Annotated in this window: 12 protein-coding genes and 1 other RNA gene; all 13 read right to left on the reverse strand. The window is 49.9% G+C overall.

Annotated features, from left to right (window positions below; all coding sequences use genetic code 11):
- Positions 1-53: 53 nt before the first annotated feature.
- Entirely contained in the window at positions 54-653 is a 600-nt protein-coding gene (locus ACFQ88_RS29570; protein WP_379459945.1) for a hypothetical protein, read from the reverse strand.
- Positions 646-1,497: a DUF4747 family protein gene (locus ACFQ88_RS29575; protein ID WP_379459947.1), complete on the reverse strand. Its 852-nt coding sequence runs from the start codon at positions 1,495-1,497 to the stop codon at positions 646-648. The genes ACFQ88_RS29570 and ACFQ88_RS29575 overlap by 8 nt, the downstream gene beginning before the upstream one ends.
- Positions 1,498-1,899: 402 nt before the next feature.
- Positions 1,900-2,263, reverse strand: a transfer-messenger RNA (tmRNA) gene (gene ssrA, locus ACFQ88_RS29580).
- A 147-nt stretch (positions 2,264-2,410) separates the two neighbouring features.
- On the reverse strand, positions 2,411-2,890 hold the full coding sequence (smpB, locus tag ACFQ88_RS29585) for an SsrA-binding protein SmpB (protein WP_239630350.1): 480 nt from the start codon (positions 2,888-2,890) through the stop codon (positions 2,411-2,413).
- Between the two features lie 92 nt (positions 2,891-2,982).
- A complete protein-coding gene (rnr, locus tag ACFQ88_RS29590) occupies positions 2,983-5,508 on the reverse strand; it encodes a ribonuclease R (RefSeq protein WP_379459950.1) in 2,526 nt (841 codons plus the stop codon).
- A 121-nt stretch (positions 5,509-5,629) separates the two neighbouring features.
- On the reverse strand, positions 5,630-6,430 hold the full coding sequence (locus ACFQ88_RS29595; RefSeq protein ID WP_379459952.1) for an alpha/beta hydrolase: 801 nt from the start codon (positions 6,428-6,430) through the stop codon (positions 5,630-5,632).
- Positions 6,431-6,554: 124 nt separating this feature from the next.
- Positions 6,555-6,794, reverse strand: a complete 240-nt coding sequence (gene secG, locus ACFQ88_RS29600; protein ID WP_379459954.1) for a preprotein translocase subunit SecG — start codon at positions 6,792-6,794, stop codon at positions 6,555-6,557.
- Between the two features lie 145 nt (positions 6,795-6,939).
- Positions 6,940-7,644, reverse strand: a complete 705-nt coding sequence (locus tag ACFQ88_RS29605) for a M50 family metallopeptidase (protein WP_379459956.1) — start codon at positions 7,642-7,644, stop codon at positions 6,940-6,942.
- 367 nt (positions 7,645-8,011) lie between these two features.
- Positions 8,012-9,304, reverse strand: a complete 1,293-nt coding sequence (gene eno, locus ACFQ88_RS29610; protein WP_379459958.1) for a phosphopyruvate hydratase — start codon at positions 9,302-9,304, stop codon at positions 8,012-8,014.
- A gap of 52 nt (positions 9,305-9,356) precedes the next feature.
- Positions 9,357-10,889: a 2,3-bisphosphoglycerate-independent phosphoglycerate mutase gene (gene gpmI, locus ACFQ88_RS29615; protein ID WP_379459960.1), complete on the reverse strand. Its 1,533-nt coding sequence runs from the start codon at positions 10,887-10,889 to the stop codon at positions 9,357-9,359.
- A gap of 1 nt (position 10,890) precedes the next feature.
- The gene (tpiA, locus tag ACFQ88_RS29620; RefSeq protein ID WP_239630357.1) at positions 10,891-11,643 is read right to left on the reverse strand and encodes a triose-phosphate isomerase; all 753 of its coding nucleotides are present in this window, start codon (positions 11,641-11,643) and stop codon (positions 10,891-10,893) included.
- A 90-nt stretch (positions 11,644-11,733) separates the two neighbouring features.
- Complete coding sequence (locus ACFQ88_RS29625; RefSeq protein ID WP_239630358.1) at positions 11,734-12,915, reverse strand: phosphoglycerate kinase; 1,182 nt, start codon at positions 12,913-12,915, stop codon at positions 11,734-11,736.
- Between the two features lie 293 nt (positions 12,916-13,208).
- Complete coding sequence (gap, locus tag ACFQ88_RS29630) at positions 13,209-14,216, reverse strand: type I glyceraldehyde-3-phosphate dehydrogenase (protein WP_379459963.1); 1,008 nt, start codon at positions 14,214-14,216, stop codon at positions 13,209-13,211.
- Between the last annotated feature and the right edge of the window lie 19 nt (positions 14,217-14,235).

Consider the following 14,235-nt stretch of genomic DNA (forward strand, 5'->3'; position numbering starts at 1 on the left):
GTGCCCCTCCTCATACCTCCATAATAATTCGGATGTTTCTTAAAAATGATCATTTAGAATGGCTCTTGCTTATTACTTTCTTGTACATTACTTGCCGTTTTTAATTTAGAATTAATATTGCCTAAGCTTTCATCCAACCTTACTTTTTCAAATCCTAATCGAAGAATCATCCTAACTAATGATACTGTATTTAATAAACAATAAATAAACAATGCAATATAGAAATATAAAATTATATTTAATAACACTTGAAATGCTTCGTTCTTTATATTAGTTGATGCTATTAAAAAAACTCCAATAGAGAAAATTGCATGCCATGCCCAGAGAACACTTGATAAATAAAATGGAAAGAAAAACTTAATATTTAAATTTTTTCTACTCAGAAAAAATAGAAAATTACTATCACTTACTGAAAGAAGTATTGCAAAACCAGATATTACGATTGCCAATACAGCAGCATCTGCAGCAAATAATAACTTACAAATTTCTAGAATAAGATTACGCATCTGTTCTCTATCAATATAGAACAATAAGTAAAAGTAAACAGTAGGAATGAAAATCGAGATATAGAATTCCCGACATAAAAAAAGCTTCGAATATCCAAAGACCTTCAGCATCTCAAAAAAATCATACCTATTCTTTCCGTTACTCATGTTTAGATGCTCCTAAATGTTGATCTATTGCCTTCCTTAAAAACGAGAGATAATTTCTTGTGAAATCCTCTATTATATCATCTCCCGTTTGGACTGACTCAAAAAGCAATTCTTGCTTTGAAATTACTTGCTTATTTTCCCCTTCTTGGTCTGTACCCCTGACATCAAAATGACCATACCCTGCCAAACTCATATTAACTGGTTTTTTTATTAATCTTGATTGTGGGTTTAGACCAGTACCCCTAGCTTTATATTCATGAACTGCTTCTGATGTCCCAAGATTCTTCAGTTCTTCATCTAGTTCATTAAAATCATCACCGTCATCCCAATTTGCAGGAATTAGATGGAATCTCGCATAATTGATAACCTTTAGTTTTTTCAATTCATCCTTAAGATTATCTGCCGCGGGTAAAAACTCATATTTTAATTCACCTAATTCTGGTGTGTTAATTTCAACCATCTGCTTAAATACTTCAATAAATTGATTTTTCGAAATCTTACCTATTCTTTCCTCAAATATCACTATTTCCGTAGCATAATCGAAAATAAAATTAGACCAACTGGCTACATTCTCAACATTATTTCTCCTTACCTTAACGTCAGCTGTATCTACGACATTTGTACCTTCATCTTTTCCTCTTAATATTCTTCCTGCAACGATAATCCGTCCTTCTATACTCTCTTTAGCAATATCAATAAAATTCCAAAGCGAATTATACTTTTTCAAAAAGATACCTGATGTGTTAATAGCATTTAAAAAATGTGCTTTTGTTTCTCTCAATGGACGAGAAAAGAGCGTCTCGTTAATGCTTAACTTAACTGCATATAAATGATGTTTCCTCAAATAACTCCCCCCTTAGAACTACTCCCTTTTAGAGTAAATTCGACTTTTTTCCTATTTTTCCTTCAAATTACCTATTATAGTGAAATTTTCATAACTATGTACTGAGAATCTATAGATTAATTTGTCGTTAATTAACACAAAAAGGAGCTTAGCCATAATAGTGGCAAGGCTCCTTTTTATTTTTATGGATTTAACATATGGTGACGAGGGGAGTATCGAAATCCTCCATATCACTACTCACGACGCCCACCCCACGAAGACAACCTTAGCGGTAGATTTCGATCCCGTGCTCCCTCCGCTCCGCTGCGGTCCGCGCGGACTGAACCCCTTAGCGGGGATCTCCTCCCCTCCAGGTCTCCATACAAAGCAAAAGGCACCCTCTCGGGTGCCTTACTTGCATTTGTATGGAGACGAGGGGAGTCGAACCCCTGTCCGAAGATAACGCCACATAGGCTTCTACGGGTGTAGTCACAGTTTTGATGTCACCCGAGCAGCGCCCCGTAACCGGCTCTGCGTTGGGTCAGCCTGGTTGTCTTCTTCAGCTAGCCGCAGGCGGAGACTAGACAGCGTATCCCACTATAGGTTGAGCCCCTATCCCGCCACATGGGCGATGGAGGGTAGAAGCGCTCCAGCAGTTTCTTAGGCTGCTAAAAGAGCAGGTTGTTGTTGTTTGCCATTTAATAGGCTTTAGCGTTGTAAAGTGGTCGCGTCCCCACTACCCGCTACCCATGCTCGAACTATCCCCGTCGAATCCAAGAACGTCCCCGCATAGGTGGGCTTTCTGCCAGGAAAGCCGCAATAGATAAAGCATGCATCCGCTTGGGATGCTTAATTAGTATATCATATTTCCAAGCAAAGTGAAGCACATCTTGTTGGAAATCGAACCAGCGTCAACCTACAATACAAGTAACGGTTACCGCGCCACCTTCTGCTTCTCGCGTAGAGCGCGCTGAATGTCGCGTTGAGCGTCTTTTTTCGCGGCGGATTCCCGCTTATCGTACTGCTTCTTGCCTCGGCCGAGACCGATCAGCAGCTTGGCGTAGCCGTTGCGCACATAAATTTTGAGCGGCACCAGCGTGTAGCCTTCCTGCTTCGCCAGACCGAACAGCTTGCCAATCTCCTGCTTCTTCAACAGCAGCTTGCGGGTACGCGTCGGATCCGTTGGATTGTGCCGGTTGCCCTGCTCGAACGGGCTGATATGAACGTTGTGGATGAACGCCTCTCCGTTGCGAATCGTCGCGAAGGCATCGCCAATGTTCGCTCGTCCCATCCGCAAAGATTTAATCTCCGTACCGGTGAGCACCATGCCGCACTCGTACGTATCTTCAATGAAATAATCATGGGAAGCCTTCTTGTTCTGTGCCAGAACCTTGCCGTCGGCTTTCTTGCTCATCGAATCCTCACTCCTTCCCCCACAGCGCTTTCGAAAAAAAAGGGATTGGAGTTCATTTTACCAACTCCAATCCCCCGAAGCAAGCGAAAAAGCTACTTTTTCGGCTTTTTCTTCCGCTTGCGAGGTCCGCCGGAACGGCTGCCTTCGCCGCTCGAGCGCTTACCGGCGGTGGCGCCACCCTCCAGCGCCCGAGCCTTGGCCGCTTCGACGCCGGTGCCGCGCGAAGCCCCGGCGGCGGCGTCGAACACTCCGCTGCTGCCCGATCCTTTGCGGGCACGGCCGCTCTTGCTGCCGGCGCTGGCGCCCGACTTGCTGCCGCGCTTACCGCTGCGCGAGGACTCGGCTGCCGCACGTTCGCGGTCTCCTCCGCGCCCGCGCGGGCCGCGTCCCGCTCCGACGGCGGCTTCGCTGCGACGGCCTCCGCGCTTCTTGTCGCGGCGTACCCCTTTCAGCGCGTCGACTAAGCTCACCTTCTGTTGCCGCGGCTTCATATCCACCATCTCAAAATCGATGGTGTGCTCCTCCATGCTGACGCGGGCGACGCGCACCTTCACTTCATCGCCAAGGCGATAAATTTTCGACGTACGCTCCCCGATCAGCGCATGCTGCGCTTCATGGTAATGGTAGTAATCATCATGCATGTCGCTTAGACGGATCAGTCCCTCGACCGTATTGTCGAGCTCCACGAAAATACCGAAGTTCGTCACGCTGCTAATGATGCCTTCGAATTCTTCGCCGACTTTATCGAACATGAACTCCGCTTTCTTCAAAGCTTCCGTTTCCCGCTCGGCATCAACCGCAACACGCTCCCGCTCGGAGGATTGCTTGGCGATATCCTCCATCCGTCCGGCTAGATACTCGTTGCGCTTGTCGTCAAGCGTTCCGCTTTCGAGCACTTCCCGGATAACCCGGTGAATGATCAAGTCCGGATAACGGCGAATCGGCGACGTGAAGTGAGAGTAGAATTCCGCCGCAAGGCCGAAATGGCCGAGACTCTGCGCATCATACCTGGCCTGCTTCATAGAACGGAGCATGACCGTGCTGATAACCGTCTCTTCCTTCGTTCCCTTGATCTCCTCCAGCAGCGATTGCAGCGCGCGAGGATGAACCGTATTGCCTTTGCCGCGAACGACATAACCGAAGTTCGTAATAAACTCCATGAAATGCATCAGCTTCTCGGCATCCGGGTCCTCGTGAATCCGGTACAGAAACGGCACCTTCAGCCAGTGAAAATGCTCCGCTACCGTCTCGTTGGAGGCAAGCATGAATTCCTCGATAATCATCTCGGCAATGGTCCGGTCTCTTTTGATGATATCCGTCGGCTTGCCGTTCTCGTCGACCAAAATTTTCGACTCCTGGAAGTCGAAATCTATCGCGCCCCGATTCATCCGGCGCTTGCGCAGCTTCATGGCCAGCTCTTCCATCAGACGGAAGTCGTCCATCAAGTAGGCGTACCGCTCCACCAGCTCTTCTTCCGCTTCCCCGGTAAGCAGCTTGCGCACGTTCGTATAGGTCATCCGCTCGCTTGTCTTGATTACGCTCGTAAAAATATCATGGCGCACTACATTCAAGCTTTCGTCAAACTCCATCTCGCAAGACATCGTTAACCGGTCTACCTTCGGGTTAAGGGAACAAATGCCGTTCGACAGCCGGTGAGGCAGCATAGGAATAACGCGATCCACCAAGTAAACGCTGCAGCCGCGGTTATACGCCTCTCTGTCGAGCGGAGAGCCTTCCCGCACATAATAGCTGACGTCTGCGATATGAACGCCCAGCAAATAGTTTCCGTTCGGCAGACGCTCAACATTAACCGCATCGTCCAGGTCTTTGGCATCTTCGCCGTCGATTGTCACGATACGCTTATTCCGCAAATCCCTGCGGCCTTCCAGATCGCTTTCCGCGATCACCTCAGGCACTCCCATAGCTTCTTCCAGCACTTCATCCGGGAACGCCTCAGGCAGCATATGCTTGCGGATAATGGAGATAATATCGACTCCCGGATCATTTTTATGACCCAAAATCTCAATAACTTCCCCTTCCGCCGCAGCGCGTCCCTCAGGATAGGATACAATGCGTACGACGACCTTATGTCCGTCCATCGCTCCGTTAAAGGCATGCTTCGGAATAAAAATATCCCGAATCACCCGCTTATCGTCCGGAACGACGAATGCATAGCCTCCGTCGTGGGCCTGAAACAGCCCTACCATTTGCGAGTTCGCGCGGGTTACGACCCGTACAACCTCACCCTCCAGCTTGCCGCCGTGGGCGCTTTTGGACGTAATACGGACGAGAATAATGTCCCCATTCATGGCTCCGGCCATATCGTTCGCGTGAATGTACACGTCAGGATGATCCTTGTCATCCGGTATGAGGAAGCCGAAGCCTTTGGGATGCGCCTGCAGCTTGCCTCTCAGCAGGTTCATTCTTTCCGGAACGCCATAGCGCTCCGTTCTTGTTCGCAATATTTGCCCCTCGTTCTCCAGTTCATTCAACAGCTTGAGAAATTCCTTGAAGTCGTGGGCGCTCTCGATTTGAAAATGCTTTTCCAATTCCTGATATGTCAACGGTTTATATGCCGTTTCCCTCATGAAATCCAATACTTGTTCTCTTGTAATCAATATGTCACCTTCCTTCTTTTCTTCTATAAAATAGGCTTTCGTTTCCGGACTGACTTTCCGGTCTTAATAACAACAAATCAGTATATAGTGTAGTCTTACCCTTTTTCCGGCTATGAAAACATCAGGAGTACACCAGTTCACCGCGATTCTCCGCGCGCTCCTCATTTTGCAGTACGTCCATAACGAAACGATGGATATCCTCGAATACCCGTTCACGCTCCTCATCCAGCAGCAGCGCATGGGAAGATTGCGGATAATACATAAGCTGCTTCACCGCGGAAGACACCCGGTCATAAATGTAGGCTGCGCTTTTCGGGCGGACCACACCGTCCTTCTCCCCTTGCGCGATCAAGATCGGTGTACTTATTGCTCCGAGACTCACTTTCACCCGCTTCAACAGCTTTCGCAAATCGACGACACAGGGAATAGGCAGTTTGCTGTACGAGCAAGACTCCTCCACAATATGCTGTGCGACAGTGGGCTTTCTCTCAATATATTTGACAATATACTGCAGCAGAACGGCCAAAATCGTATTACGGCTCATCAAAAACATAGGGGTAGCCAAGGATACCAAACCATCCAAATGCCGCTCCATAGCCAGCTTTAACGCCAGTAAACCGCCCATGGAATGCCCGATGGCAATAATGCGCTTCCCGTTCTCTTGCGGAATGTCGTCATAACGGCTGATGACATGTCCCGTCCAATCGTTCCAGCCCGTCTTGATCATATCTTCCGGCGACGTTCCATGACCCGGCAGCAGAGTAGCGTCAACCGTATAACCAAGATCGTTCAAATAATATCCGAGCCGGCGGAACTCCGATGGAGAGCCGGTGAACCCGTGGATCATCATAATGTGCGTGGAAGCATTGTCCCCGTGGCCCTGCAAATAAAAAGGTTCCGTTGTCTTATAAATACGGCTCATCATCCGACCTCCGTGCAGCCTCTCAAGGAATGGTTCCCGCCCGTTATTTCTGGAATATTCTGGACAGCCCCATATGTACAAAAAAACAGCAGGAGTATCATTCCCCTGCTGCATTGCTTTTATGTTACGCTTGTTTGACAAAGTAAGCAACGACGAGAGACAGAATGAAGAAAGCAACTGCCAACCCAATCGTCAAGCGCGATAAAAACAGCTCCAAGCCGCGCGCCTTTTGCTTCCCGAACAGATGCTCCGCACCTCCGGAGATGGCACCGGACAACCCTGAGCTCTTTCCTGGCTGAAGCAACACAACCGCGATCAAGCCAAGAGAGGCGATGACCAGTACGATTTTCAAAACAAGTTCCATGTTTCCACCTCCTGCGGACAATCATTCCTGTAAACAAGACCTAAGTGCAATCATGAATAAAGCCTAAAATAGACAGCATTTGTATTATACCACAAACTTGTCCAACCGGCAAACAAGGTATAAATGACTTGCAGCGCGTTTAGGTTTAATAATAAGGCTCTTGGGGCTGCTGCCGCACGGAACGCTTCTTTTTCCGTTCCAAAAAAGCAACGATGGCGTTCTTCGCGCACCAGAGCGAGAACAAGGTGAACAGTACGGCCCATCCAATGGCCGGAATCGGCGTGACTCGGCTTAAATTCGCCGCATCCCCCGCTGTCGCCGGATTTTCAAGCGCGTAGACGATCAAGGAAATCGGCCCCATGACCGATTCTTCCAAAGTCAGGAACGCAAGAAGCAGGTAGTAAAAATCCCGCAGCCAACGCGGCACCAAGGCCAGCATCACGATATTCAGCGCAATAAAACCGACCAGCCACATGACGCCGAACTCGTTACGCACGAAGAGTACGAGAGCCAGTATAGACACCACGGTCATGACCTGCAGCCCAAGCCGCTGCTTGCCCCCGGCCCGCATCTTGAACAAAAAGACGGCGAACAAGGACGCTGTCATATAGCCGGCGAGCGATACCGGGATCGAGCTCCAGTTGTTCATAATCTGTGAATACGTAACCCCGCTGTGATTCGCGTACAGCTCGATGTACATCACTTTCCCGGACACGGCCAAAGTGATTATCGCATGCCCGAACTCGTGAATCATCGTATCCAGGTTGCGAAAAAAAGAAGAGAAAGGGATCAACCGTGTGAGAAAGGCTGACCCTATTAAAAAGAATACAGTCTTCAACCCATTACCCATGTTGATCCCTCCGGAGGTCCGTTATATGAATAGTGTTGAAACACTCGAAGCGTGTTCCGGCTATGGACTAGCAAGTCCGTTAAAATGACAACACTGCGCCGTCGGATCATTCTTCCGATCGCTCTTGTCCCCGGATTCCTAGAATTATTCCGCAGTAGCCGTTGGAATCCAGGGACAAAGGCGAACGCTATCGATTCTCCAGAACGATTCCGCCCGCTCCGCTACCATTTTAACACAACTTATGAGATCCTCTGCCCTGTCATCGCGTTCGGTTGGTTTAAAACCTATTCATATAACGTTTTTATTATTAATAAGCACAAAAGACGGATTTCAAACCCGTCTTTTGCTTAAACCGATACTATATATCTTATTTGAAGTTTTTCAGGTTGTAGAACGCTTTTTTACCAGCGTATTGAGCTGTATCACCCAATTGGTCTTCGATGCGAAGCAATTGGTTGTATTTCGCTACGCGGTCCGTACGGGAAGGAGCACCCGTTTTGATTTGGCCGGCGTTCGTAGCAACCGCGATGTCAGCGATCGTGCTGTCTTCGCTCTCACCAGAACGGTGGGAGATAACTGCAGTGTAGCCAGCGCGTTTTGCCATTTCGATAGCGTCGAAAGTTTCGGTCAAGGAACCGATTTGGTTCACTTTAACGAGGATGGAGTTCGCGATGTCTTGCTCGATACCTGTGGACAGACGAGCTGTGTTAGTTACGAACAGGTCGTCACCAACCAATTGTACTTTGCCGCCCAATTTCTCAGTCAACAGCTTCCAGCCTTCCCAGTCGTCTTCGGAGCAGCCGTCTTCGATAGTGATGATTGGATACTTGTCTACCCAGTTAGCCAAGAAGTCAACGAACTCAGCGGAAGTATAGGATTTGCCCTCGCCTTCCAGGTGGTATTTGCCGTCTTTGTAGAACTCGGTGGAAGCAACGTCCATACCCAGGAATACGTCAACGCCTGGCTTGTAGCCTGCGCGCTCGATAGCTTCAAGGATAGAAGTGATAGCTTCTTCGTTGGATGCGAAGTTAGGAGCAAAGCCGCCTTCGTCGCCAACTGCCGTGTTCAAGCCTTTTTCCTTCAATACGGATTTGAGGCTGTGGAAAATTTCTGCGCCTGTGCGAAGAGCTTCTTTGAAAGAAGGAGCGCCTACAGGAAGCACCATGAACTCTTGAACGTCAACGTTGTTGTCAGCATGCGCGCCGCCGTTGATGATGTTCATCATAGGAACCGGAAGCTGCTTAGCGTTGAATCCGCCAAGGTAAGTGTACAAAGGAACGTCCAAAGCTTCAGCTGCTGCGCGAGCAACCGCCATGGATACCGCAAGAATCGCGTTAGCGCCCAATTTGCCTTTGTTAGGCGTGCCGTCAAGCTCGATCATTTTGTTGTCGATGCCGACTTGATCCAAAGCGTCCAAACCGATCAATTCAGGAGCGATGATGTCGTTAACGTTCTCAACAGCTTTCAGAACGCCTTTGCCCAAGTAACGGGATTTGTCGCCGTCGCGAAGCTCAACAGCTTCGTATGCGCCTGTGGATGCGCCGGAAGGTACGATTGCGCGGCCTTTTGCGCCGGACTCCAGGTATACTTCTACTTCAACAGTCGGATTGCCGCGGGAATCCAATACTTCGCGAGCATAAACATTAGTGATCATTGTCATGGTTGAGTACACTCCTATTCGATTATCGTATTTTAGATGCTGCTACGAAAGCTTATACTAACGCTTTGCCGGTCATTTCCTCAGGCTGCCGCACTCCGAGAAACTTCAGCACCGTCGGGGCGATATCCGCCAAAATGCCATCGTTTCTTAGTGTAACATGATTGTCGGTCACAATAAAAGGGACCGGGTTCGTCGTATGCGCCGTGTTGCGGCTGCCATCCGAATTCGTTACAACGTCCGCGTTACCGTGGTCCGCCGTAATCAAAGCTACGCCGCCTTGAGCCAGCACCGCTTCGACGACTTTGCCTAGGCACTCGTCAGTCGCTTCTACCGCTTTAATAGTCGGCTCGAGCAGGCCGGAATGTCCAACCATATCCGGGTTGGCGAAGTTCAGGATGATCACGTCATGGCGTCCCGACTCGATTTCCTTCACCGTCGACTCGGCCAGCTCGTATGCGCTCATCTCCGGCTGCAGATCGTATGTCGCAACCTTCGGAGAGTTGATCAGGACGCGCGTCTCGCCCGGGAGCTCGACATCACGGCCGCCGCTGAAGAAGAACGTTACGTGCGGGTACTTCTCCGTCTCCGCCGTACGAAGCTGCTTCAGGTTGTTTTGTACCAGCACCTCGCCAAGGGTGTTGTCGAGGTTTTTCGGCTTGTAGGCTACGAAGCCGTCCACGCTCTCGCTGAACAGCGTCAAGCAGACATAGTACAAGCCCGACGGGCATTTCGGCCCGCGGTCGAAGCCGCGGAAGTCGCTGTTCGTGAACACCTGGGACAGCTGGATCGCGCGGTCCGGACGGAAGTTGAAGAAGACGACGGAGTCGCCGGATTCAACAAGGCCTACCGGAGTCTCATCCGCTTTGACGATAACGGTCGGCATGACGAACTCGTCATACACGGACTTCTCATACGATTCGACGATCGCTTTCATCGGATCGGTATATTTTGGTCCTTCGCCGTATACCATTGCGCGGTAAGATTTCTCCGTACGCTCCCAGCGCTTGTCGCGGTCCATCGCGTAATAGCGGCCTTGCACCGTAGCAATACGGCCTACGCCGACTTCAGCGATTTTGGCGAGCAATCGCTCCATGTACTGCTTCGCGCTGTCCGGCGCTACGTCGCGGCCGTCCAGGAACGCGTGGATGTACACTTCCTCGAATTGCTCCTTCTTGCACACTTCAAGCAAAGCGAACAAGTGCTCGATGTGGCTATGTACACCGCCATCGGAGAGAAGACCGTACAGGTGCAGCTTCTTGCCGGTTTGCTTAGCATTACGAATCGCACCCAAAATCGTTTCATTCTCGAAAAACTCGCCGTCCCGAATCGATTTGGAAATGCGCGTCAAGTCCTGATACACGATACGGCCTGCGCCGATGTTCAGATGGCCGACCTCGGAATTGCCCATTTGACCTTCCGGAAGTCCAACCGCTTCGCCGCATGCCGTCAACGTCGTATGAGGATATTGCGACCAGTAACGATCGTAGTTCGGCTTCTTAGCTTGCGCTACCGCGTTGCCCGTCACATCGTCCCGAAGACCGAAGCCGTCGAGAATAATCAGTGCTACCGGTTTTGGTCTGGACATCTTACTTGGCCCCCTCAACGAGAGCGATGTAGGAAGCAGGCTCCAAGCTCGCTCCGCCTACAAGAGCGCCGTCGATGTCGGACTCCTGCATATATTCGCCGATGTTGTTCGGCTTCACGCTGCCGCCGTATTGGATGCGCACCGCATCCGCCACTTGCTGGCCGTACAAGCCGGCAACCAGCTCACGGATGTAGCTGATGACTTCGTTGGCGTCTGCAGCCGTCGAAGATTTGCCCGTTCCGATAGCCCAGATCGGCTCGTACGCGATAACGACTTGAGCTGCTTGCTCTGCGCTCAGTCCGGCAAAAGCCGCTTCCGTTTGCACTTTGCATACGGCTTTCGTTTCGCCTGCTTCACGCTCTTCCAGCTTCTCGCCTACGCACACGATCGGCGTCAAGCCGTGCTTGAATGCTGCGTGTACTTTTTTGTTCACCGTCTCGTCGGTTTCCGCAAAGTAGGCGCGTCTCTCGGAGTGGCCGATAATGACATAGTCCACGCCAAGATCCTTCAGCATAACACCGCTGATTTCGCCTGTGAATGCGCCGTTGTCTTCAAAGTGTAGGTTTTGGGCTCCCACTTTCAACGTTGTGCCTTTCACCGCTTCAACCAGTGCAGGCAGATTCGTGAATGGTGCGCAGATAACGCTGTCCACGCCGTCTACTTCCGCTTTGCCTTTGACCTCGTTCACGAAAGCTACCGCTTCGCTAACGGTTTTAAACATTTTCCAGTTACCGGCAATAATCGGTTTCCGCATTGTCGTCACTCCTTCTTTGGTAAATCGCCTCTGCCGGCAGCCCCTCACAACATTGAGAGTGCCGCCGAGAGAGTGCGAATGATCTAGAACTTACTTATCGTTCAATGCAACGACGCCTGGAAGAGCTTTACCTTCCATGAATTCAAGGGAAGCGCCGCCGCCTGTAGAAATATGGTCCATTTTGTCGCCCAGGTGGAACTTCTCCACTGCAGCCGCGGAGTCGCCGCCGCCGATAACGGTATAGCCGGATGCGTTAGCGCAAGCTTCGGCAACCGCACGAGTACCGTGGGAGAATGGCTCGATTTCGAATACGCCCATAGGTCCGTTCCAAACGATCAGCTTGGACTCGGCAATCGTTTTTGCGTATTTCTCGCGTGTCTTCGGTCCGATGTCGATGCCTTCCCAATCCGCAGGGATTTCGCTGATCGATACTTGCTTCGTGTTCGCCGTAGGGCTGAAATCGTCGGTTACGACAATATCTTCAGGAAGCAGGAAGTTGACGCCTTTTTCCTTCGCTTTGTTAATGAAGCTGAGAGCCAGGTCGAGCTTCTCGTTGTCCACGAGCGATTTGCCGATTTCATGGCCTTGTGCCTTCAAGAACGTATAAGACAAGCCGCCGCCGATGATGATGTTGTCCGCGATGTTCAACAGGTTTTCGATGACATCGATTTTATCTTTAACTTTTGCGCCACCTACGATTGCCGTGAAAGGACGCTCCGGATTGTTCAATGCTTTGCCCAATACGTCCAGCTCTTTCTCCATCAAGAGACCGGATACGGCAGGCAGATGGTGCGCGATGCCTTCAGTGGAAGCATGAGCGCGGTGAGCGGCGCCGAACGCATCGTTCACGTACAAATCAGCCAGCTCGGCAAAAGCTTTCGCCAATTCCGCATCGTTCTTCTCCTCACCCGCATAGAAACGAACGTTTTCGAGCAGCAGGACGTCGCCTTCGTTCAAAGCCGCTACTTGCGCTTTCACGGCATCGCCGATCGCTTCGTCCGCTTTTGCTACCGGTTTGCCCAACAGCTCAGCCAAACGAACCGCTGCCGGAGTCAAGCGAAGCTCTTCAACTACTTGTCCTTTCGGACGGCCCAAGTGGCTCGCCAAAATAACCTTCGCGCCTCTCTCGGTCAAATATTGAATCGTTGGTACCGTTTCACGAATCCGTGTGTCATCAGTGATTTGCCCGTTTTCCAAAGGAACGTTGAAATCCACCCGTACAAACACTCTTTTGCCTTTTACTTCTACGTCACGAACGCTTTTTTTGTTCATGTTCTCCCACGCCTCCTTTTTTTCTGCCGCCCTTGTACTGCCTGATCTACATAACCTATTTACACAAAAAATGTGGTTGTGCCTGATCGTCGCTTCATCACGTCGCCGCCAAAAAAACAAGAGGGGATGTACTGCAGAGCGTCAGCGTGGTTTTCCTTTGAGATTGTATTCATACTGCTATGAAGTCAAATCACAAGAATACCAACTCAACAGAACCCGGAAGTACATCCCCTTTGCCAAATAGCGCGGAACGTGTTGAAACTTAGGTCAGTTCATAACCACAATGTTTTTTCTTACAGACCTTTTTTCGCGATGAAAGCTACCAAGTCAACAACACGGTTGGAGTAGCCCCACTCGTTGTCGTACCAGGAAACCACTTTCACCAGGTTGTCGCCAACTACCATAGTGGACAATGCGTCGATTGTGGAGGAAGCTGGATCTCCGTTGTAGTCGCTGGATACAAGCGGTTCTACGGAGTAGTTCAAGATGCCTTTCAAAGCGCCGTTAGCCGCTTCTTGCAAAGCTGCGTTCACTTCGTCAACCGTTACGTTAACTTTCAGCTCAGCAACAAGATCGGTTACGGATACGTTCGGAGTAGGAACGCGGAATGCCATACCGTTCAATTTGCCTTTCAGCTCAGGCAGTACCAAGGATACCGCTTTAGCAGCGCCTGTAGTGGAAGGAATGATGTTCTCAGCCGCTGCGCGAGCACGACGAAGATCTTTATGCGGAAGATCAAGTACGGATTGGTCGTTAGTGTAGGAGTGAATAGTAGTCATCATCCCTTTAACGATACCGAACTTGTCGTTCAATACTTTTGCGAATGGAGCCAAGCAGTTGGTTGTGCAGGAAGCGTTGGAAATGATAGTGTGGCTAGCTGGTTCGTATTTATCTTCGTTAACGCCCAATACGATAGTGATATCTTCGTCAGTAGCAGGAGCGGAGATAATGACTTTCTTAGCGCCGCCTTTCAAGTGCATGGAAGCTTTTTCTTTCGCTGTGAAAATACCAGTGGACTCAACAACGATTTCAACGCCGTTAGCAGCCCAAGGCAGGTTCTCAGGGTTGCGCTCAGCAAATACTTTTACTGTTTTGCCGTTAACGATCAAAGCGCCTTCGGTAGCTTCAACCGTACCGTTGAATTTGCCATGAGTTGTATCATACTTCAGCAAGTGAGCCAAAGTGTTAACGTCAGTCAAGTCGTTGATTGCTACGATTTCAACATCTGGGTTGCTGAAGGATGCGCGGAATACGTTACGACCGATACGTCCAAAACCGTTAATACCTACTTTAGTTGCCATGTGAGTAGCCTCCTAAAAA

The sequence above is a fragment of the Paenibacillus sp. NPDC056579 genome, from assembly GCF_042793215.1.
Taxonomy (GTDB): Bacteria; Bacillota; Bacilli; order Paenibacillales; family NBRC-103111; genus Paenibacillus_S.

Excerpts from the sequence above, each read along its gene's own strand:
- ACFQ88_RS29570 (WP_379459945.1), bottom strand. The coding sequence starts at position 653 with ATGAGTAACGGAAAGAATAGGTATGATTTTTTTGAGATGCTGAAGGTC.
- smpB (WP_239630350.1), bottom strand. The coding sequence starts at position 2,890 with ATGAGCAAGAAAGCCGACGGCAAGGTTCTGGCACAGAACAAGAAGGCT.
- ACFQ88_RS29595 (WP_379459952.1), bottom strand. The coding sequence starts at position 6,430 with ATGAGCCGTATTTATAAGACAACGGAACCTTTTTATTTGCAGGGCCAC.
- secG (WP_379459954.1), bottom strand. The coding sequence starts at position 6,794 with ATGGAACTTGTTTTGAAAATCGTACTGGTCATCGCCTCTCTTGGCTTG.
- ACFQ88_RS29605 (WP_379459956.1), bottom strand. The coding sequence starts at position 7,644 with ATGGGTAATGGGTTGAAGACTGTATTCTTTTTAATAGGGTCAGCCTTT.
- eno (WP_379459958.1), bottom strand. The coding sequence starts at position 9,304 with ATGACAATGATCACTAATGTTTATGCTCGCGAAGTATTGGATTCCCGC.
- gpmI (WP_379459960.1), bottom strand. The coding sequence starts at position 10,889 with ATGTCCAGACCAAAACCGGTAGCACTGATTATTCTCGACGGCTTCGGT.
- tpiA (WP_239630357.1), bottom strand. The coding sequence starts at position 11,643 with ATGCGGAAACCGATTATTGCCGGTAACTGGAAAATGTTTAAAACCGTT.
- ACFQ88_RS29625 (WP_239630358.1), bottom strand. The coding sequence starts at position 12,915 with ATGAACAAAAAAAGCGTTCGTGACGTAGAAGTAAAAGGCAAAAGAGTG.
- gap (WP_379459963.1), bottom strand. The coding sequence starts at position 14,216 with ATGGCAACTAAAGTAGGTATTAACGGTTTTGGACGTATCGGTCGTAAC.